The sequence below is a fragment of the Nesterenkonia sp. Act20 genome (assembly GCF_019173455.1).
GTDB lineage: Bacteria > Actinomycetota > Actinomycetes > Actinomycetales > Micrococcaceae > Nesterenkonia.
Genome location: NZ_JADPQH010000002.1, coordinates 174,450 through 194,373 on the forward strand (window position 1 = coordinate 174,450; position 19,924 = coordinate 194,373).

At 64.0% G+C, this 19,924-nt stretch carries 25 protein-coding genes; 5 read left to right on the top strand and 20 right to left on the bottom strand.

Annotation, left to right across the window (positions count from 1 at the left end):
* Positions 1-73: 73 nt before the first annotated feature.
* A complete protein-coding gene (locus IY716_RS10430; RefSeq protein WP_218221649.1) occupies positions 74-481 on the bottom strand; it encodes a four-helix bundle copper-binding protein in 408 nt (135 codons plus the stop codon).
* Between the two features lie 330 nt (positions 482-811).
* Here IY716_RS10430 and IY716_RS10435 point away from each other — a divergent pair, with 330 nt between their 5' ends.
* A complete protein-coding gene (locus tag IY716_RS10435; RefSeq protein WP_218221650.1) occupies positions 812-1,873 on the top strand; it encodes a glycosyltransferase in 1,062 nt (353 codons plus the stop codon).
* A gap of 15 nt (positions 1,874-1,888) precedes the next feature.
* Positions 1,889-2,104, top strand: a complete 216-nt coding sequence (locus IY716_RS10440) for a hypothetical protein (RefSeq protein WP_218221651.1) — start codon at positions 1,889-1,891, stop codon at positions 2,102-2,104.
* A 6-nt stretch (positions 2,105-2,110) separates the two neighbouring features.
* Here IY716_RS10440 and IY716_RS10445 read toward each other — a convergent pair whose 3' ends face one another.
* The 9 genes from IY716_RS10445 to IY716_RS10485 all read right to left on the bottom strand — a co-directional run bounded on the left by IY716_RS10445 (position 2,111) and on the right by IY716_RS10485 (position 9,759).
* Positions 2,111-2,746 carry an A24 family peptidase gene (locus tag IY716_RS10445; RefSeq protein WP_218221652.1) on the bottom strand — a complete coding sequence of 212 codons (636 nt, stop codon included), beginning with the start codon at positions 2,744-2,746 and terminating at the stop codon, positions 2,111-2,113.
* Positions 2,747-2,748: 2 nt separating this feature from the next.
* The gene (locus IY716_RS14050; protein WP_369699683.1) at positions 2,749-3,423 is read right to left on the bottom strand and encodes a type II secretion system F family protein; all 675 of its coding nucleotides are present in this window, start codon (positions 3,421-3,423) and stop codon (positions 2,749-2,751) included.
* A gap of 229 nt (positions 3,424-3,652) precedes the next feature.
* On the bottom strand, positions 3,653-4,618 hold the full coding sequence (locus IY716_RS10455; protein ID WP_218221654.1) for a type II secretion system F family protein: 966 nt from the start codon (positions 4,616-4,618) through the stop codon (positions 3,653-3,655).
* On the bottom strand, positions 4,615-6,129 hold the full coding sequence (locus IY716_RS10460; protein WP_218221655.1) for a CpaF family protein: 1,515 nt from the start codon (positions 6,127-6,129) through the stop codon (positions 4,615-4,617). The genes IY716_RS10455 and IY716_RS10460 overlap by 4 nt, the downstream gene beginning before the upstream one ends.
* Positions 6,126-7,316, bottom strand: coding sequence for an AAA family ATPase (locus IY716_RS10465; RefSeq protein ID WP_218221656.1), 1,191 nt, complete (start codon positions 7,314-7,316; stop codon positions 6,126-6,128). The genes IY716_RS10460 and IY716_RS10465 overlap by 4 nt, the downstream gene beginning before the upstream one ends.
* The gene (locus IY716_RS10470) at positions 7,313-8,029 is read right to left on the bottom strand and encodes a Flp pilus assembly protein CpaB (RefSeq protein WP_218221657.1); all 717 of its coding nucleotides are present in this window, start codon (positions 8,027-8,029) and stop codon (positions 7,313-7,315) included. Before IY716_RS10470 ends, IY716_RS10465 begins: the two co-directional genes overlap by 4 nt.
* A gap of 11 nt (positions 8,030-8,040) precedes the next feature.
* Positions 8,041-9,048, bottom strand: coding sequence for a TadE/TadG family type IV pilus assembly protein (locus IY716_RS10475; RefSeq protein ID WP_255316741.1), 1,008 nt, complete (start codon positions 9,046-9,048; stop codon positions 8,041-8,043).
* On the bottom strand, positions 9,036-9,440 hold the full coding sequence (locus IY716_RS10480) for a TadE/TadG family type IV pilus assembly protein (protein WP_218221659.1): 405 nt from the start codon (positions 9,438-9,440) through the stop codon (positions 9,036-9,038). The genes IY716_RS10475 and IY716_RS10480 overlap by 13 nt, the downstream gene beginning before the upstream one ends.
* A gap of 106 nt (positions 9,441-9,546) precedes the next feature.
* Entirely contained in the window at positions 9,547-9,759 is a 213-nt protein-coding gene (locus IY716_RS10485) for a Flp family type IVb pilin (protein ID WP_369699684.1), read from the bottom strand.
* A 319-nt stretch (positions 9,760-10,078) separates the two neighbouring features.
* Between IY716_RS10485 and IY716_RS10490 the strand changes: the two genes are divergently transcribed.
* A complete protein-coding gene (locus tag IY716_RS10490) occupies positions 10,079-10,726 on the top strand; it encodes a TetR/AcrR family transcriptional regulator (protein ID WP_218221660.1) in 648 nt (215 codons plus the stop codon).
* A gap of 31 nt (positions 10,727-10,757) precedes the next feature.
* Here the strand turns inward: IY716_RS10490 and IY716_RS10495 are convergent, their stop codons facing one another.
* Both IY716_RS10495 and guaA read right to left on the bottom strand, forming a co-directional pair.
* Positions 10,758-11,270, bottom strand: a complete 513-nt coding sequence (locus IY716_RS10495; RefSeq protein WP_218221661.1) for a DUF456 domain-containing protein — start codon at positions 11,268-11,270, stop codon at positions 10,758-10,760.
* A gap of 12 nt (positions 11,271-11,282) precedes the next feature.
* On the bottom strand, positions 11,283-12,833 hold the full coding sequence (gene guaA / locus IY716_RS10500) for a glutamine-hydrolyzing GMP synthase (RefSeq protein WP_218222183.1): 1,551 nt from the start codon (positions 12,831-12,833) through the stop codon (positions 11,283-11,285).
* Between the two features lie 305 nt (positions 12,834-13,138).
* Between guaA and IY716_RS10505 the strand changes: the two genes are divergently transcribed.
* Positions 13,139-13,936, top strand: a complete 798-nt coding sequence (locus tag IY716_RS10505) for an alpha/beta fold hydrolase (protein WP_218221662.1) — start codon at positions 13,139-13,141, stop codon at positions 13,934-13,936.
* A gap of 154 nt (positions 13,937-14,090) precedes the next feature.
* Positions 14,091-15,356, top strand: a complete 1,266-nt coding sequence (locus IY716_RS10510; protein ID WP_218221663.1) for an MFS transporter — start codon at positions 14,091-14,093, stop codon at positions 15,354-15,356.
* Here the strand turns inward: IY716_RS10510 and IY716_RS10515 are convergent.
* From IY716_RS10515 to gvpJ, 8 genes are all read right to left on the bottom strand, one after another.
* Entirely contained in the window at positions 15,294-16,136 is an 843-nt protein-coding gene (locus IY716_RS10515; RefSeq protein ID WP_218221664.1) for a GvpL/GvpF family gas vesicle protein, read from the bottom strand. The genes IY716_RS10510 and IY716_RS10515 overlap by 63 nt on opposite strands.
* Positions 16,133-16,456: a gas vesicle protein K gene (locus IY716_RS10520; protein WP_218221665.1), complete on the bottom strand. Its 324-nt coding sequence runs from the start codon at positions 16,454-16,456 to the stop codon at positions 16,133-16,135. Before IY716_RS10520 ends, IY716_RS10515 begins: the two co-directional genes overlap by 4 nt.
* Positions 16,440-17,465, bottom strand: a complete 1,026-nt coding sequence (locus IY716_RS10525) for a gas vesicle protein (RefSeq protein WP_218221666.1) — start codon at positions 17,463-17,465, stop codon at positions 16,440-16,442. The genes IY716_RS10520 and IY716_RS10525 overlap by 17 nt, the downstream gene beginning before the upstream one ends.
* Complete coding sequence (locus IY716_RS13900) at positions 17,434-17,901, bottom strand: gas vesicle protein (protein WP_304413981.1); 468 nt, start codon at positions 17,899-17,901, stop codon at positions 17,434-17,436. Before IY716_RS13900 ends, IY716_RS10525 begins: the two co-directional genes overlap by 32 nt.
* Before the next feature lie 62 nt (positions 17,902-17,963).
* Positions 17,964-18,488, bottom strand: a complete 525-nt coding sequence (locus tag IY716_RS14055; protein WP_218221667.1) for a gas vesicle protein — start codon at positions 18,486-18,488, stop codon at positions 17,964-17,966.
* 8 nt (positions 18,489-18,496) lie between these two features.
* Positions 18,497-18,739 (bottom strand): gas vesicle protein GvpG, encoded by a 243-nt coding sequence (locus IY716_RS10540; protein ID WP_218221668.1) that lies wholly within the window; start codon positions 18,737-18,739, stop codon positions 18,497-18,499.
* 5 nt (positions 18,740-18,744) lie between these two features.
* Entirely contained in the window at positions 18,745-19,494 is a 750-nt protein-coding gene (locus IY716_RS10545; RefSeq protein ID WP_218221669.1) for a GvpL/GvpF family gas vesicle protein, read from the bottom strand.
* Complete coding sequence (gvpJ, locus tag IY716_RS10550) at positions 19,491-19,907, bottom strand: gas vesicle protein GvpJ (RefSeq protein WP_218221670.1); 417 nt, start codon at positions 19,905-19,907, stop codon at positions 19,491-19,493. Before gvpJ ends, IY716_RS10545 begins: the two co-directional genes overlap by 4 nt.
* Positions 19,908-19,924 lie beyond the last annotated feature (17 nt).

Sequence of the window (19,924 nt, forward strand, 5' to 3'; positions counted from 1 at the left end):
GCCCAGCTCAGCTGGACTGAAGATTCGATGAAGGAACTATGAAGATCGCCATCACGGGCTGCTTTCGGGCGGCCTAGCCAATGGCATTGAGCAGCTGATCACAGGCGGCCTCGCAGCGCCGACACGCCTCCGCGCACAGACGGCAGTGCTCATGCATCTCGGCGTGGCTCTCGCATTCTTTGACGCAAGCTCGGCAAGCCTCGCGGCAGGCCTGCACCACCGCGCGGAGAACGTCCTCGTTCTGGCCGGTGATGCGGGTGAGAATGCGTCCGGTGGTGAGACAGATATCGGCGCAGTTCTGATCTGTGCTGATGCAATTGGCCATCTCACTGGCCATCGGTTCGCTGAGACAGGCATCAGCGCAGGCCGTGCAGGTCTGCGAACATTCGAAGCAGGCTGCAATACAAGCCGCCAGCGTCTCCTGGTCGATCCCAAGGTCTCCCTTGGGGTGGACCTGAAGCATGGACTTCACGTGAGACATGGCGTTCCTCTCCTCGCACTGGATTCCGGAAACCTCTGCGCATTCAGGTCCCGTGCGGATCAGGCTACTGCTGCGGAGCAGCTTTTTGAACCCTGTCCTAAAGCTTCCGGCCATCTGTCCACTGGACGAGTAAACCGGGCGGGTGAGTGACTCGAGAACTGCGTACTTCCCGTCTCAGCGCAGGTCGAACGCTTGCACCATGAAGTGATATACGTCTCATTTACAGTCCAAAGCGTGCAGAATGTATTTCAAATCTGTAATGTCAGACGCGTTCTCCTCGGATTCACTTGCACCGAAGCCGATGCGGAGGACAGTAAGGACTGTCCCGCTATGACCCTGAAAAGTACTGCGCGGGTGACCGCGCTGGTCCCTGCCCATAATGAGGCGGGCTCGCTGCCCTCGACCATCGAGTCGCTGCGCGCCCAGACCGTAGAGATCGATCGCATCATGGTCGTCTCTGACAACTCCACAGACCCCACCGTGACCATCGCCGAGGCCCTGGACGTGGAGGTCTTCGAAACCCAAGAGAACTCCGCGCGCAAGGCCGGGGCGCTGAACCAGGCGCTGGATGCCATCGACCCCGGATGCTTCGTGCTGATCGTGGACGCGGACACCCAGATCGTGCCGCGCTTTGTGGAGCGCGCTCTCCGCGAGTTCGAAGACCCACAGGTCGGCGGGGTCGGCGCGGTGTTCCAGGCCCACCGGCCCACGGGGTACCTCGAACTGTGCCAGTACCTGGAATGGGTCCGCTACGCCGAGCAGATTGAGCGCACCGGACGGACCTTCGTGATGTCCGGCACCGCCGCCCTGGTCCGCTGGGAAGCCCTGGCGCAGGTGCGCTCACGGTTCGGCTCGATCTACGAAGAAGAGACCATCACCGAGGACATGCGGCTGACCATGACGCTGAAGGCCTGTGGATGGCAGCTGCGCTCCCCCGCCGAATGTCAGAGCACCACCGAGACCATGCCCAACGTGCCCATGCTGTGGCTGCAGCGCCGCCGCTGGTACCTCGGCGCGCTGCAGAACATCCTCGAGATGGGCTGGAACCGCGTCACCCGGCGCTACATCTTTCAACAGTTCATGCTCGCGCTCTCGGTGCTGCTGATGGCCACGCTGCTCACCCTCACCGTGAGCTCCTACTTCGTGAACGGATTCATCCTCGTCGAGCCCCTCTGGCTGGCCGTCGGCGCGATCTTCGCGATTGAACGGGTCGTCACCGTGTGGGACGAGCCGTGGCGATACCGGATCTTCGCCGCATTGGTGATCCCGGAGCTGATCTACGCGCTGATCCTGCAGAGCGCCTATCTCGGAGCCGTGTGGCAGAAGCTGACCTCCTCCCAGGGGGCGTGGACTCACGTGGGAGAACCACACGACGCCATGAAAGGAGCATGAATGTACGGAGCTGACATGACCCAGAGCTCACAGCTCGCCGTCTCAGGGATCGCCGTCTTCGGTCTGGGATGGAACTTCCTCGCCGTCGGCGTGCTGCTCATGGCCACGCTGACCCTGGGGACCATCGTCTCGGTCATCTGGCACCGGGTGCAGAGAACTGAGGCAGCGCAGGTGCCGGTGCGGCCTAAATCAGCGCCGCGGCAGACTACCCGGGCCGCGGTCAGACGCTGATCGCCTTCAGAAACTGATAACCAGCGCGAGCACCGCGCCGGCCAGCATGGAGGGACCGAAGGGCACCTCTGATGATGTACGGTCTCCCCTGCGGAGCAGCACCACCATCAGCGCCGCGACGCCGTTGAGCAAGAATCCGAGCACAGTGCCCACGGCCACTTCGGACCAGCCGAACCAGCCCAGCAGCGCACCGATGACGGCGGCGAACTTCACGTCACCAAGCCCCAGCCCCGCAGGTGAGATCAAGGCAAGCAGGAAATACCCGGCCATAAGTACGACGGCGGCCAGCAGGCTCCTTGCGAACGCGTCACCACCGGAGCCGGTCGCCGCCACGACACCCAGGGGGACCAGAAGTGCGACGGCGGTTCCCGCCACCATCCGGTCCGGCAGCCGATGCACCGCGATGTCCACGACCATCAACAGGGCACATCCCACTCCGGCGGTGGCGAACGCGATTAGCTCTGCAGGACTTCTCGCAAGAACTGCGGCTCCGACCCCGGCGGCCGCGGCGAGCGGGACGTGGGCGCGGGCCCGGAGCCACCAGGAACCTTCCGGAATCACGCGGCGCACAGAGCCGGTGAAGAAGCCAGCAGATAGACCGGAAATCGCTCCGGTGACCAATGAGATCAACCAGTGATCCATCATCACAGGCCGCTGAAGGATTCGACAATATTGATCGCGGCTGGACCCATCACCACGATGAAGATCACCGGCAGGATGAAAAGCATCAGCGGCGCAAGCACCTTCACCGGGATCTTCTGCGCCTTCTCCTCGGCGCGCTGGCGTCGTTTGAGCCGCATCTCATCAGCTTGCGTCCGCAGCACGCCTGCGATCGAGACCCCGTAGGCGTCGGCTTGGATCACGGCGCGGACAAAGCGCCGCAGATCCTGGACCGTGGTGCGCGTGGTCAGTGATTCGAAGGCCTGACGGCGAGAGTTGCCCATCTGAATGTCCTGCAGGGTGCGCACCAGCTCCTCAGCCAAGGGTCCTTTGCCGTTCTGCGCGGCGCGCGCCATAGCGGAATCGAAGCCAAGCCCCGCTTCCACGGCGATGGTCATTTGGTCAAGGGTGTCGGCGAGTTCCAGTTCGATCTTTTCGTGGCGTTTGGTCCCCTCGCTGTTGAGCAGCAGCTCGGGCAGGAAATACCCAACCAGGGTGACCAGGGTCGCAATCAGCACCAGCAGGGGAGAAGGCCCTGACAGGAGAATCATCAGATTGACTGGGACACCCACTAGAACCCAGAGCAGTTTCAACGAAAGCAGCTTGTCCAAGGTCCAAGCGGCAGGACGTCCCGCGAGGGTGTGCTGGCGATCGAGCACACGGACGATCAAGTCTGGAGTAGTCCGTCGGGCCAGAGCAGCCAGCGACTTTCCACGTGGGACGCTTGCCGGCGTGCTGGTGGCTGCGACCAGGGTGACGCCCCCACGGCGAAGGTTTGCCTGCGCCCGGCGTCGGACGGGGTCCACCCCGGTCCAGACCAACCAGATCCCCACGCCTACTGCGATCGCCGCGGAGACTGCTGCAAGGATCACGACGTCAGTCATCGCTTCAGAACTTGATCTCAACGGTTTTGCGGAGCCAGAGTCCTCCGATAGTGAGCATGATGAGCCCCAGGACCATCAAGCCGTATCCTAAAATGCTTTCAGTGAACGGAGCGAGATAGCTGGGGTTGGTCAACAGCAGGAATCCGGCCAGACCGAACGGCAAGACCATCAGAATCAGGGCGGAAAGTTTTCCCTCTGCACTGAGGGTGGCGACTTGGCGCTTGATGTCATTGCGTTGACGGATAGTGCCAGATACGCCGTCGAGTACCTCGGCGAGGTTTCCGCCGACTTCTCGGTTGATTGCGATCGCCTGGGTGACCCAAGAGAAGTCGTCGCTGGCCATCCGCGCCGCAGTCATATCGAGGGCTACGCCGAGCTCCCGCCCGACACGTGTCTCGTTGATGATCCGGACGAACTCCTCAGACGTCGGGGCCTCTGCCTCGTTCGCCACTGAGGAGAGTGCCTGGGGGAGGCTGTGCCCGGCGCGCAGGTTCGAAGCCATGAGCTGCAGAGAATCATCCAGCTGCTCGGCGAACTGCTTCTGTCGTTTGGAGATTCGCAGGCTCAACACGATCTTCGCCCCAAGTGGCGCCACCGCTGCGAGCAGGACCGCTAGCAACACACCACTGAACAGCAGTCCCACGGAGGCTCCCACGAGGGAGCCGACTGCGACGAGGAAGACGAAGTCCTGCGGCCGCAGTTTCACCGCTGCAAGCTCAAGCGTGGAGGCTCCGACCGGCGTGCCCCGCCGCCGGATGAGCTTCTCGACGAACGCAGTGGCTTTGCCAGCGCCACGCTCCAGCATGCCAACGGCTTGCTCGTGACCAGGGCGGCGCCGGTCCACCGGGATCCGGACTGGCCCGGGAGAGAACAATAGATACCCCAGCAGACCCATAGCCAGCGAGCCAGCCAGCACGGCGCTGGCAAGCAACCCGCGCTCTGCGAAAAGTTCGACTATTGAGTCGATCATCGCGCTGGCCCCGTCTCGGGAAGTGCGAAGACCCGGGGAGATACAAATATCCCCAGATCCTCGAAACGTTCGGTGAACCGCGGCCGGATTCCTGTAGAGACCGGCTTGCCAAGGAACTTGCCCGAGTCATCCACTCCTGCGGAGTAGTCAAAGAGGAATACGTCCTGCAGGGTCACCGTGTCCCCTTCCATTCCATGGACCTCGGTGACTGCGGTGACCCGCCGTGTGCCATCCCGGAGACGGGTGAGTTGGACGATCAGGTCCACTGCCGAGGCAAGTTGTTCTCGGATGGCACGCAGCGGGAGGTCCATCCCGGCCATGAGCACCAGGGTCTCGAGGCGGGCAACGGCGTCGCGCGGCGAGTTGGCGTGAACGGTGGAGAGCGAGCCGTCGTGACCGGTGTTCATCGCCTGGAGCATGTCGAGGCTCTCGCCGCCGCGAACCTCGCCGACCACGATCCGGTCGGGCCGCATTCGCAGCGAGTTTCGGACCAGGTCTCGGATGCTGACCTCACCCTTGCCCTCCACATTCGGGGGTCGGGATTCCAGGCGGACCACGTGGTCCTGCTGAAGCTGCAGCTCCACGGCGTCCTCGATCGTGACGATCCGCTCGCCGTCGGGAATGAAAGAGGAGAGCACATTCAGCAAGGTCGTCTTGCCGGAGCCGGTGCCGCCGGAAACGATGATGTTGAGCTTGGCAGCCACGCAGGCGTCCAGAAGTTCGGCCATCTCGGGGCTGAGTGTGCCGAAGCGTACGAGGTCACCCACTTTGAAAGGGTCTTTGCTGAACTTTCGGATCGTCAGCGAAGAACCGTTGAAGGCCAGCGGGGGAATCACCGCATTGACGCGAGATCCGTCGAGCAGCCGCGCATCCACCATGGGGGCGGACTCATCGATTCGGCGCCCGATGCGAGAAACGATGCGTTCAATCACAAGTCGCAGGTGTGCCTCGGAGGCGAATCGGCTCGCGGCTCGCTGCAACCGGCCGGACTTCTCGATGAAGATCATGTCCGGTCCGTTGACCATGACCTCGGTAACGGTCTCGTCATCGAGCAGTCGCTGAAGCGGACCATAGCCCAGGACATCGTCCTGAACCTCTGCGGTAAGACGTTTGCGCTCCTCGGCGCTCAACGGGATCGAAGATTTCTCGATCACGGCGTTCAGCTCCGCGCGCACAAGCGCGTGAAGCTGGCGTTCATCCAGTTTCGGGTCGTTGAGACGCGCCCCGATCCGCTCGAACAAAGTGGCAGCAGCTTTTTCCTTCAGCCGTCGAAGCGCATCCTCGGGCTCATCAGCGCGCGCCGCAGTGGTGGACTGGTCCGTCACTGTCGCTGCCGTTCTCCGGGAGACCGACCGGGGCGCAGGCCCAGATCCCACATCTGGCGTGACTGTCGGATCCGGAGGAGTCTTCGCCGGTGGCGCCTTGGCTACCGGAGGCGTCTTCGAGGCGGCTTTCGACGATCCGGTGGCCGGGTTCTCTTGCACGGCCTTGAGCCGTTCCGAGAGGCTCATGCCTTGCGCCTTGACTTCACGCGGAGTCTGCCTCGTGAGTCCAGTCTCACTTCTTCTGGGAGCAATACGTTCACCAGCGAGGCCATTGATTTCACCAGCGGGTCGCGCACATGAGATTGCATCAGCGGAACTCCAAGGTTGGCAGAAGCAGGAGCGCGTCGAGATCGCGGGATTGAGGTTCCTACGGACACGCCAAGTGTCTGCTCCACGTCCTGCAGGGACACCCCGTCTGCCGCGTCAGCCCAGTTGACCACCACGTGGTACCGGTCGGTGAACATCTGCAGCACCGAGAGTGTGTCCACCACCTTTCGCATGCCGCTGACTCCGGTCACACTGAGCCCCGTCAGCAGCAATGGATCCGTAGTGTGATCCAGGGCGCCCAACGTGTAGTCCGAGAGTCCCGGGGAGGTATCGACCACCACATAGGGGAACTCCTGAGTCAGGACCTTCAACAGGTGACTGATCTGAGCGCTCGTGATGCCATCAGCCTCAGCAGGATGTGCCGGAGCTGGTAACACGTAAAGACCGGTCTCATGCAGCGTCAACCGGGTCTTCAAGGCGATGGTGTCGCCCTCAGCGACACTCTGCAGCGCGTCGGGTATGAAGTGCTCCGGCACAAGGTTCAGTGCCGTCGCCACGTCGCCGAACTGTAGATCCAGATCCACGATCACCGTGGAGTATGGCACTGCCTGGGCGAGCGCGACGGCGACGTTCGTCGCCACTGTCGTCTTGCCCACACCCCCCTTGGAGGAGACCACCGTGATCACCCGGCCGGTAGGCGTGTCTGTCTCAGCGCTCGCGTGGCGGGCTGCGAGCGTATCGGCCAGCTGAGAAGCTTCACCCAGCGCGTGGCGGATCTCCGGCCCGTCCGCTGTGACGGACAGAAGGTCCTTGACTCCGGCGCGCATAGCGGGCAGACCCAGCGCTTCGGGTTGATCAGTGACCAGCAGAACCACAGTGTCTGGGTATTCTGCGTGGAAGCGGGCCGCAAGTTTCAGGCTCAATTCGGGGTCTGGCCGTGAGTCCATCACCACCACTCCGGGCACCGGAGCCCCGTTGAGCCGCCCGAGAAGGTCTGCAGGATTTTCCGAGTACGGCCTAGGCAGAAAGAGATGCCCGGGACCAGCAGCCTCCGCATAGGCCGATTCAATATCAGGACCTGCGGCGGCGATCGCGATGCGACTCATTCGAGCACATCCTCGACCTGGATGGGACCCGTGTCCTCTACAGGGCCGTCCTCCGGCTCGAGTGAGAGCCAGACTCCGTGGAACTCCGCGGCATGAGCAACAAGTTTCGCATCGCTGGCCTCGACAGCGAGGGTCACCATGAGGGTCTCCGCGGCCGCTGTCGTGGTTTCTTCTCCATCTTCATCCATGGCCTGAGTTACACCACCTTGGACTCTGGTGACGAGAACCTTCTGCAGCATCAGCTGCGTCTCCTGAGGTTCCTCAGGGCTGACGAAGAATCCCACGGTGTCACCAGGTGTCAGATGACCGCCAATCACCCTGGTCGTGGGCAGCTGAACAGTGATCTCGTGGAAACCCTCAGGAGCGTCCACCTCGGTGGGATCTGCAAGTTCCTCTGGGGAGGCGAATCGACCGACGACAAGCTGCTCACCGGGGTAGAGCGCCGTCGTCGTCAGCTCCCCCGCGACCTGATCAAGTGAGCTGATGCTCTCCGGGACCACAGCAGAGGCCGGCACCTCCTCGGTGGTCACGACCTCCCCGAGTTCTGCCACTGGTGTCCCTTCGGGAATCGATTCGGTGGCCACGAGTACCGACTCGGGTGACATTCCCGCCATGGCGCGCTCGTCCGCGGCGTTGACATAGTTGATCACTAGCACGGCAGCGAGGACGGCGAGAATAACCGCGGCGATTGCGGCGATGAAGCGACGGGACAATGGATTCGGCCTTACTCGGTCAGGGCCACGATGGCGGCACCCAGGCGGGGTCCGCTCGGGCTGTAGTCGAAATCTTCGGTCAGGTCCACGAAGCGGTCAAAGCTTCCCCGAATGCACCGGTCGGCGCCGCCACAGGGCGGCGTGGATGAGCGGTATTGAGCGGCGAAGTAGTACTCCGTGAGCGTGAACGCACCATAACCGAAGACACGGTACTCGCCCCCGCTGCCGGTGCCGGTGTACTCGTCAAAGATCGGCAGCAGAACAGTCTTGCCCACCCATTTCTGAAATTCTGCATCAGTGCAGATAGACGGCACGTTATTGCCCGTGTCTGAACCGACCCATCCGTCGATGATCGAATCGGTCTTTCCACAACTCTGGGCACTCGGGGTCAACCAACCGAAACCCCCGGGGAGGAAGTTGTTGGAGGGACCCGTGCATTCAGTCTCTGATGCCTTCGTGAAGTAGATGGTCTCGTCCGGCGTAGATTCGGGAATGTCCACACCGGTCACTGCCCCGGTCTCATCTCGAACCACAGTGATACCCGCCTGCGCTTCGAGCTCACACCAGGAAAACGTCAACGGCAACACAGCGGTCCCCCCGGTGGGGTACCCCCACCGGGCACTGGAGTGAGCGGCGAGACGAGTGGAGTTCACCCCGATGATCGGAGCGAACCAGTGCTCCCGAGTCGTACCTGTCTCCACAGTAACTTCCCCCGCCGTAGGGTCGAATGCGCTGATGGATCCCGTGGCTTCACCAGAGTTTAGATTCACCTCAGCCATGGTCTGGGCGGTGGCAGCTGTGGTTTCGCAATCCTCCCGTGCGCAGTCCTGAGCAATGGCCAGCGCCCCGGCGTCAGCCCCGGTCTGCAGTTGCTGCCGATCAGCGTGCATCGCGCCGATATCAATGGCTAGTGCGGCAAGGATCATGATGGGGACCATCATCAGTGCCACTATCACCGCCGAGGCTCCGCTGTCAGTATTCGTTAGGCGGGTATTCAGCAAAGTTCTCAGCCATTGCATCGCATAGTCCCCTTGCCGGTGAGCGTGACGGAACCGAAGCCGCCGAGCAGCTGCATCGGGTAGCTGATGGTGACCGTGGCGGTACCTGGCCCCACGGTGCTCGCCGCTTCGCAGGTCGCGGGGGTGATGGTGATCTGATCAGCGGCAACGCTGGCCGAGGGAGCCGCGGAGGTGATGGCCGTCTGACGTGCCTCGGTCTGCGGATCAGCACCGCTAGAGGTGTCCTGTAGCGCCATCACTCGGACACCGTCCCGTGCGGCATTGGAAAGGACTGACTGCACGTGAAATGCGTGCCCAAAGGCAAGAATCCCGAGAAGCATCAGGACCAAGATCGGAGCGACAATGGCAAACTCCACCGCCGAAGCGCCGCGATCACGCTCTTGTGCTTTCATGTCTCGGTCCCCCCGGGATTGAAGTCGACCATGTTTTAAAACCAAAGCTGCCGGCGGAACCCCCCTGAGGGCTCCACCGGCAACTAGCTATGGGAAGCGGTTTGAATCAGGCGGGTGCGTCCGGAAGAGCATCGTTGACCTGGTCAAACAGCCCGTCCAGAGTGTTACCGAGAAGTAGGACGGCTGCGATGATCACAACGGCGATCAGACCCACCAGCAGCCCATACTCCACGGCGGTGGCGCCCTTGTCCTTGCGGCCTTCGAAGCGGTCAGACATGAAGGACTGAAGGGTGGCGACGAGTGCATATGCGTGTGTCATGGAGGGTCCTAACGTCAAGGTGGGGCCGCAAGGGGCCTTTTCTGGGAGTCCCCTCGTCCGTTAGGAATCGGGTACTTGGAGCAATCTTTGCATTATTTTGCATGATCCGCAAGAGTCCGTCTTGAGAAACCTGCTGTATCCAAACTTTGCCCTCCTGGCATTTAGTTAGTTTGTCTACCTATTTCTTTCGGTGACTCGTGTTGTTAATCACATGCTCGAATATGTAGCCAAGAGCCTTTTCCTTTTTGCCACTGAACTATTGCGGCACGGCAGGTCGAAAGGATAGAGTGCTCCTTTCACCATGGGGTATCATGTCCCCATGACTGACGACCACGTTGGCCTGCGTGAACTAAAGAAGCTCATGACGCGGGATGCGATTTCCGCAGCGGCCCTGAAGCTCACAGAAGAAAAAGGGCTGAACGAGGTCACTATCGATGACATCGCTCGCGAGGCTTTCGTCTCGCCGCGGACCGTCTCGAACTACTTCGCTTCTAAAGAGGAAGCGGTTCTCGCAGCCGGCAAGGCGGACGCCGCTCGGATCCTTGACGACTTCAGCGCCAGCACGTCACAGGACCCGCCATTGAAGATCCTCTGCGAGCTATTGAGCACTTACGCACGGGATCACGCCGACCAGCTGCGCGGCGCCGCCAGAATGGCCGATCTGGAGCACAAGAATCCCTCACTGCGTCCCTATCGCGTCTCCCAAGAGGTCCAACTCCTGGAAAAGCTGTGTTTCCTCGTCGCCGCCCGAACCGGGACTGACGCCACCACCGATCTCTACCCATCTCTCGTGGCATCGGCCGCATTTTCAGCGATGCTCACCTCATTGGAAATCTGGTGGCGCAATGACCTTCCCGACGAGCGCCTGCCGCAGCTCATCATGGACGCCTTCAACCTCGTGAGCGCGGGCTACCCCCACGAAACCGGTCACCCGGATCCTGCAGCGACGGTCAGCGCCCCCGCGTAGCGGCAACAGTGCGGGGCATCAGCGCCCGAACTCAGAACACGAAGTAGACCAGCGTGCCGATCAGGAACGCGGAGATGGCCAGGCCGGCGAGCAGGAATTCCAGCAGGATCCCCAGCCCCATCGCACGCATCGCGCGCAGAGACGCGGTGCCCGCGGCGCGCCAATCACGGTCGCGCCGGATGTACTCGGCGCCGAAGAGCCCCGCGGCGAAGCCGATGAACAGCCCCAGCGGCGGGAGCAGGAACAGGCCGACGACGGCGGCCGCTATCCCGACCAGGATCGGACCGCGTGGGATCTGCTGCCGGTGCAGGGACCGACCGGTGAGCACAGTGGAGCCGCTCCACCCGGCGATGGCCAGGACGACGCCGATCACTGCCGCGACCCAGGGCACCGTCCCGCCGAGCAGGAACGCCCACACCGGCAGGGTCAGGATGATCAGCAGGGAGCCGGGCAGCACCGGCAGCACGACGCCGAGCGCGCCGATCACCAGCAACAGCCCTGCGAGGACAGTGGTGATCGCCTCAGTGGCGGTGGAATCGAGCACGAGTCTTCGGACTCACTCCCATTCGATGGTGCCTGGCGGCTTCGAGGTCACATCCAGGGTGACCCGGTTGACCTCTTCCACCTCATTGGTGATTCGGTTGGAGATCTTCGCCAGCAGGTCATAGGGCAGCCGCGACCAGTCAGCGGTCATCGCGTCCTCGGAGGAGACGGGGCGCAGCACGATCGGGTGGCCGTAGGTGCGGCCATCGCCCTGGACGCCCACGGAGCGCACGTCGGCGAGCAGCACGACCGGCATCTGCCAGACCTCCTGGTCCAGACCTGAAGCGGTGAGCTCCTCCCGAGCGATCGCATCGGCCTTGCGCAGGATCCGCAGCCGGTCCTCGGAGACCGAGCCGATGATCCGGATGCCCAGACCGGGGCCCGGGAACGGCTGGCGCTGGACGATCTCGGCGGGCAGCCCGAGCTCGGCTCCGACGGCGCGGACCTCGTCCTTGAACAGCGCGCGCAACGGTTCGACCAGCTTGAAGACCATGTCCTCGGGCAGCCCACCCACGTTGTGATGTGACTTGATGTTCGCCGCACCCTCACCGCCGCCGGATTCGACCACATCGGGGTACAAGGTGCCCTGGACCAGGAACTCGACCTTCGCGCCGTCGGCGGCTGCCTGTTCAAGGACGGCCTTCTCGGCGCTCTCGAAGGCGCGGATGAATTCCCGGCCGATGATCTTGCGCTTGGTCTCGGGATCGGTGACGCCCTCCAGCGCGGCGAGAAAGCGCTCGCGCTCATCGGCCACGTAGAGCTTGGCGCCGGTGGCGGCCACGAAATCGCGTTCCACCTGCTCGGCCTCACCTTCGCGCAGCAGCCCGTGATCCACGAACACGCATGTCAGCTGGTCCCCGATGGCCTTCTGCACGAGTGCCGCGGCCACGGCGGAGTCCACTCCCCCGGAGAGGCCGCAGATCACGCGGGCGTCTCCGACCTGGGCGCGGATGGCGGCGACCTGCTCTTCGACGATGTTACCGGTGGTCCACTCGGGCGTCAGGCCGGCGCCGTTGTAGAGGAAGTTCTCGATGACCATCTGTCCCTGGGGCGAGTGGCGCACCTCGGGGTGCCACTGCACGCCGTAGAGCTTGCGCTCCTCGTCGGCGAAGGCCGCGACGGGGGCGCCCTCGGAGGAAGCCAGCACCTGGAAGCCTTCGGGGGCCTTCCGCACGGAGTCGCTGTGCGACATCCATGTGGACTGGACCGCATCGGTGCCGGTGAGCAGCGAGTGCGGGGCGTTGACGCTGCGCACCTCGGTCTTGCCGTATTCGCGATCGCCGGTGCGGGCGACCTCGCCGCCGAGGCTGTGCGCCATGGCCTGGAATCCGTAGCAGATGCCCATCACCGGAATGCCGGCCTCGAAGAGCTCGGTCTCCACCCCAGGGGCGCCTTCGGCGTAGACCGAGGAGGGCCCGCCGGACAGGATCACCGCGGAGGGCTTGCGGGAGATGATCTCTGAGGCTGCGAGGGTGTGCGGGACGACCTCCGAATACACACGGGCCTCGCGCACTCGGCGCGCGATGAGCTGGGCGTACTGCGCGCCGTAGTCGACCACGAGCACGGTCTGCGCCTCGGAGTTCGACCGCTCCACGGCGGGGACGGCAGAGTCTGCGGAATCAGGCTGAGAAGTCACTGTCCCATCCTAGCGGCCAGCGCGGAGTCGGCGGACGGGGCGGTTTCGCGGGCAATCCCGCATCTGGTGGGCACAAATTGTCGTTATCAGCCGCCCCGGAGGCTCGCATTCCGACGATTCCCGCCCAACCGATGCGGGTCTCCCCACATTCGCTCCGGATCTACGCCCCACACGGGCGGTCCCGCCTAGGATGGACGGGACCCGAGGCCCCCGCAGGACAGGAAAGACTCACGATGACTGCCGAAACATCCCCGCTGAACGCCCAGCACGTCGGCGAGACGGGCGAGACGGTGGTGTTCCTGCACGGGCTCTTCGGTCAGGGCAAGAATTTCACGCAGATCGCCAAGGCCCTCACCCCCGAACTCCACTCAGTGCTGATCGATCTGCCCAACCACGGCGCTTCCGAGTGGACCGAGACGTTCGACTACGTCGAGCAGGCAGACCTCGTGGCGCAGCATCTTCGGAGCACCGTGGCAAGCGCCGGCCCCGTGCATCTGGTGGGTCACTCGATGGGCGGCAAGGTCGCCATGGTGCTGACTCTCCGGCATCCGGAGCTGGTCAGCCGCCTCGCCATCGTCGACATCTCGCCCGTCGCCCACGAGTCCATGGGCGAGTTCGATCACCTGATCAGCAGCCTGAGCCGCCTGAACCTGGATCAACTCACTTCACGCGGGGAGGCGGACGAGTTCCTGCAGGAGCCGATCCCGGAGAAGATGGTCCGCGGATTCCTGCTGCAGAGCCTGGTCCGCTCGGGCGACGGGTTCCGTTGGCGCGTGAACCTGGACCTGCTCCACAAGTCACTGCCAGCCATCGGAAGCTTCCCGGAGTTCGACGGCGAACAGTTCGCCGGCCCCGTGCTCTGGATCGCGGGAGCAAACTCCGGATACGTGCAGGACGAGTACGAACCCGCGATGCGAAAGCTCTTTCCGCGAGTGAGCCAGACGACCATCAAGGACGCCGGCCACTGGGTCCACGCCGAGAAGCCCGAGGTGTTCACCGCCGTGCTCAGGGCCTTCTTCACCGCGGACTGACCTGGGGCCCCTCCCCCATCTGTTGGGCAGAAATCGTCGGTATGAGCCGCCCCGCCGGCCGTCATTCCGACAATTTCCGCCCAATCGATGCGGGGTCCACCCGCGCGGGTGCGGGGACGGGGTGCGCACCGACGGGCCGGTCTATGATGCGGGCATGACTCAACCACGCCAGCTCCAGCGGGCGCAGGTTCAGCGACGCACGCTCGTCGTCGTCGTGTGCAGCCAGATCCTGGGTGGGGCGGGTCTCGCCGCGGGCGTCACCGTGGGGGCGCTGCTGGCACAGGACATGCTGGGCTCAGCGAGCCTGGCCGGGCTGCCGATAGCGCTGTTCACGTTGGGTTCCGCACTGGCGGCGTTCACCGTGGGTCGGGTGAGTCAGCGCTGGGGCCGCCGGATCGGCCTGGGCATCGGATTCAGCGCCGGCGGGCTGGGGGCGCTCGGAGTGGTGGCCGCCGCCGTCGCGGACCAGGTGCCGATGCTGTTCCTCGCGCTGTTCGTCTACGGCGCGGGCACGGCCACGAACCTGCAGGCCCGCTATGCCGGGACCGATCTGGCGCCGGACTCCCGCCGGGCCACAGCGATCAGCATCGCCATGGTCGCCACCACGCTCGGCGCGGTGGCTGGGCCGAACCTGGTCGAGCCGCTCGGGGATCTCGCCCGGAGCTTGGGCATCCCGCCACTCGCCGGCCCGTTCCTGCTGGCCGCCGCGGCGTATCTCGCGGCGGGACTGATTCTGTTCGTCTTCCTGCGCCCAGATCCGTTTCTGCTGGCGAAGCGGCTCGCCGCAGCAGAGTCCGCCGCGGAGAACACAACAGAGACAGCGGATGCCCCCGCCAAGACGGCGGCCGCAGACGCCAACTCAGCCCCCGCACCCGGCACCGGGGCCTACATCGGGGCGACCGTCATGGTGCTGACCCAGATCGCCATGGTCGCGATCATGACGATGACGCCGATCCACATGCTCGCGCACGGTCACGGGCTCGGCTCGGTGGGGCTGGTGATCGGGCTGCATGTGGGCGCCATGTGGCTGCCGTCCCTGGTCACCGGCGTGCTGGTGGACAAGCTCGGACGGATATCGATGAGCATCGCGGCGGCAGTGATCCTGCTCGCCGCGGGTCTGGTCGGTGCGGCCGCGCCGGGCGACTCCCTGGGGCTGCTCATCCTGGCGCTGATCCTGCTCGGAGTGGGTTGGAACGTGGGACTCATCGCTGGCACCGCGCTGGTCGTGGATGCGACCGTCCCGCAGAACCGTCCGCGCACGCAGGGCGGGATCGACGTGCTGATCGCCCTGGCTGGGGCGGGCGGCGGTGCGATGTCCGGGATGGTGATGGCTGCGACGAACTTCGCGCACCTGTCCCTAGGCGGTGGGCTGTTGGCCCTGCTGCTGATCCCCGTCCTGCTCTGGGCCCGGCGCCGTTAGGTCCACGAAGGAGTACGGCGGCCACGGCCCGAGGAAACGGATGTCTGCCGCGGGAACCTCATCCCGGATCTCGGCGAGCTCGGCCCCGAGCGCCGTGATCTGCAACTCATCGACCAGGCATGCCACCGACAGCACGGAGATGGCGCCCTTTGTTCGACTGCTGGGGGCGTATCCCTGAATCTGGAGACAATGCGCAGCGATCCTTGCTCGGGAGACCGGGAAGAGCTCATCGGCGGCCTGATCCGTGATCTGCCTCTCGAGCTTGTCGAGCCGCTTCTCCAGCAGGCGTCGCACCCCCGCTGGTCGGGATTCCATCTCTGCGCGCAGCTCGCGTACTGCCGCGTGCTCGGCGGCCTGCGCGTGCTGATCCAGAGTGATCTCCACGCGCAGCTCCGAGGTCCCCGCCAGCTCGTCGAGCCTCTGCGAAAGCTCCCCGGCAGAACTGTCCAGCCACTCAGTGAGCTGGTCGATCGCCGGGGAACCTGTGCGCTCTGACGGACGCACGATCACGTTGAAGGACACGGGCAGGACCGCCCCGGCGCGGGTCCAGCAGTCGTCGATGACGTCGCTGTGCGCCAACACCCAGCGCTTGACGTCCTCATCAGGACCTTCGTAGGGACCCGAGCGGTGAATGTGCACCACCGCAGCCAGACCGGAGGGCGCTGTGACTGTCTGGAGCTCCGCGCCGTCGATGCCTGCCACCGCGGGCTCCGGCGAACCGGCAGGAACGATTCCGTAGACGTAGAGCGTCTCCGCTTCCTGCGCCGCTGTGTTGCTCACTCGACCTTCCCTCGACCTTCCTCTGCCCATCGCTGGGGGTTGATGAGTTTGTCCACCACCTCGTCGACGACTTCGTCCAGACCGCGGTGAAGGTCAGTCACCGAATCGGTGATGCCATGATCGGCCTTGATCTGGTCCATGGCCTCATCCAGCTCGAGCAGGGCCTCTCCGAGCCGGTTCTGTTCCTCCTCGGTCAGTTCGCCGCCTTCCATGCGGCGCACGGCCTGTGTCTCGAGGGCTTCTTGGATGACCTCGACCAGGGTCACGACAAGAGTCAGGACCCCGTGCTTGAGGCTCTCTTCGTCAACCTGCAGCGCCATGGGGCGCCTCCTTCGTCGCGTGTGCCCATTCGGTGAGGTGCTGCTGCCACTTGGACAACTCCGGTGAGGCGAGACGGTAGGTCGCCCGCGAGGTCTCGACTCGCAGGACCTCATCGTGGTCGGTGGGATTGTTCAGCGTCTCGCGCTCCACAGTCACGATTTCAGAGGGCCCACAACGCAACAGCGGTCGGCTGTCCATCGGAGATTTCCAGGTGAAATCACCCGCTTCCTCCAACGTTCCGCGCCCTCCGCGCCAGGTCGACCCCTGCGCCAGCGTCTCAAGCACCCAGAGCGAGCCGCTGAACAGCGGTCCGACCTGCTGTTGAGCGGGTCCGGCGGAGCCGTTCGCTCCACCACCGAGGGACTGCCCCTCTGAGTTGAGCTCTGTGCGCAGCAGCTTAAGCAGTGCCTGGGGATCCGCTGCCGAGATCATCTCCTCGGACCCGTCGCGCATCTTGAGCTTGAGCCTGGTTCGCGTCTCACCGCCGACCGATGTTTCCTGAACCGGCTCAACCCCGGAGATGTCTGCGAGGGTGGACTGCCACAGCGTCTCCGCAGGGTCTCGACGGTGGAGGATCAGCCGGCGATTGGTCAGATAGGCCCGACCTGGACGCCAGGCCTGGTAGAAGTCGTCATGCAGGTAGCTTGCTGCCATCGCAGAGACGATCTCTTCCCCGTCCGCCATGGGCAGGTGCTTGGTCAGTGACTTCTGCACCCACGCCCTGGTCTGTTCGTCCCACTGGCGCATCATCCCGTACTCGAGCATCGTCTCGATCCCGGCGATGGTGGCCCGAAGGTTAACACCAATCAGCGGTATATCAGCGACCGAGATGATCAGATCCAGGTTGAGGTGGACTCCCTTGTTCAGCAGAACCTCGAGCAGATCGGGCAGTGTCGCCCCGGGGTCCCGCGTCGGCTGCAGGGCTGCGGGACGTTCTGCGAGATCCTTCGCCAGGCCAGCCCCCTGCGTGAGGTGGCTAGTTCGCGGGGGCTGGGGAGGGTGACTCATCTGGTGACTCATTCGCTGTGGTGGCGGGAGCGTTATCGTCGTCTCCGGTCCCTAAGGCGGGAGATTCCTCGCCTTGTTCCAGCCGCTTCGCGTAGGCGCTCTGCCACCCACACCATGGACAGTATTCGTTCATGAGCTGCTTCAGCGGAGAGCGCTTCTCACATGCGGGGCAGGTCTCCTTCTGTTCCACCGCTTCCTGCCACGCGACGGTCTCACGGTCGGTGCCCGCAGGAAAGTCGAGCCCGTAGCGAGCCGCAGTCTCAAAGGAGGCAAGCGCCGCGCGGATACGGATCCCGAGCAGCTCAACACCCGCTACTGAAACCATGATGTCAGCGTTGAGCACGAGGCCCTTGTCCAGCAGCGTCTCGACGACCTGCAACAGGGTGCCTTCGCGGTCCCGCTGCGGTTCCATCGCGTTGCCGGGCTGTCTCTCCATGCCTGTACTCTCCTTGACCAATTGATGTACCCCTTCGCAGACGGACCGACGTCGCTGCGGTGTCAGGCGGTGGGACGCCCACGCACGTAGCGGTCGAGCCGGTCGTAGCTGAGAAGCTCTCCAGAGCTGTTCAGGTTCACATCGTATTCCGCCAGGAGGTCCGCGGTGTCGGGAATACGCCGTGACTCCACCACTTCGAGCTTCACGTTCCAGCCCTCGTCCGTCTTGTGCACGCCGACCACAGACTCTGCCGAGCGACCGGTCAGCCCAGAGAACTGTTCCATAGCCTTCCGGCTGGCCTGCACCGCACTCAGAGCGGCTCGTCGAGGCGGTCGAGAGGAATCCTCCTTGCTCGGCGCAGCTCGACGCGGCTCGGCAGAGGCTCTGGCCGGTTTCTCACCACCACCATCGCCTGAGCCGCCTTCCCTCTTCGCGGGTGCCTCCCTGCGTGGGGCGTTGGAACTCGTCTTCCGCTTCGGGGCGCCCTCCTGGCTGCTGCGAGCGGGACGGCGAGGTCGCTCCTGCGAGGATGCGGATTCCGCAGAGGACTCGGTGGACTTCGTCTCTTCCTCAGATTCGGCGTTCACGGTGCTCCTTAGCGTTTGTTGCGTCGAGTCGACTCCAGGAGTCTGGTGACCAGTTCCTGTTCCAGCTGTGCGGCCCGTTCTTCAGTCAGTGTTCCGGCACGGCGGGCGTCTTCGACTTCGCGCAGTTTTCGACGGATCGTTCCTGGATCGTAGTACTGGCGCTCGGCTTCCTGGTAGATCTGCTCCGCGACCCAGACGGTTCCCTTCAACGGAGCCAACGGTGCCCCAAGGATGGAGGAGAAGAGCCCCATAGGGATCACACCTCCGGAACAAAGTCATACGGCGCCTGCGGGCCGACCAGTCTGAAGGTCAGGCGTGGATGCCTTTCCTCCGCGAGCTCTTCCACCGCCTCCTCGAAAGCCTCGGCGCCGTCGTAGGCCACCAGAACGGCGATCTCGGCGACGTCGTCGGGCTGGCCCTGCTCGTGGACGGCCATGTCTGCGGTCACCGTGCGGAGCTTCTCCAGGATGGGCTCGGCCTCTCCTGGCTGACGAGCTTCGAAGGCCTTCACGATGATCTCACCCAGACGGATGCGCTGAGGCCGCGTCTCATCCTCCGTCGTTCCGGCGATCGTCTCGCGCAGCTGGGCAGCCTCTGGGACATCCTCGACGATCTCCCTCAGCAGGGTCTCCCGGTCGAACCGGACCAGCAATGTGTACTGTGAGTGGCCGTCGATCGCCTGCAGCCCAGAGAGGTACCCGGATTCGCGAGGCTCGAGCACTTCAGCGCCGATGTCGGCATCTCCGGGAAGCACGGTGCCGAAGGCCAGTGGGAGGACCGCAGTGGCTGAAGCCAGGGTGTCCAACAGACGCGTGTGCCCCAGCAGGTCCTCGGGGGTGCCCAGCACCTCTACGGGGTCCATATCGCTGACCACCGCAGCCACGTTCCCATGAACCACCAGGCGGACGGGTTGCCCCTGAACGCCCTGGAGGGAGGGTGTGACTTCGGAATCCGCGTGGACTATGCCGTAGAGGTACTGGTCCCGGTTCGTGCCTGTCTCGCTCATTCGGACTTGCTGCTCTGCTTCGCGGGACGCCGAGTGCGCCGAGGAGCTTCCTCCTCCTCGTCATCGTCGTCACCGGGAGTCAGCGCATTCTTGATGCCCTCGACTGCTCCCTGTGTCTTTCCGCGGGAACCGTCCTCGACCATTCCGCCCATGAGTTCGCTGAGGTCCTTGCCGCCCTGCTGGCGAAGGTCCAGGCGGTTGGTAGCCTCCGCGAAGCGAAGGTAGGTGTCCACGCTGGCGATCACGATTCGCGCATCTATGGTGAGGATCTCGATGCCCACCAGGGAGACCCTGATGTACGCATCGATGACCAGGCCTTTGTCGAGGATGATCTCGACGACGTCGGCCAAGGAGCTCGATGAGGGGCGGTCCACATAGCTGCCCTGTGAGCGCTGCACTGTTCCTGTACTCATTACCATTACCTACTCTC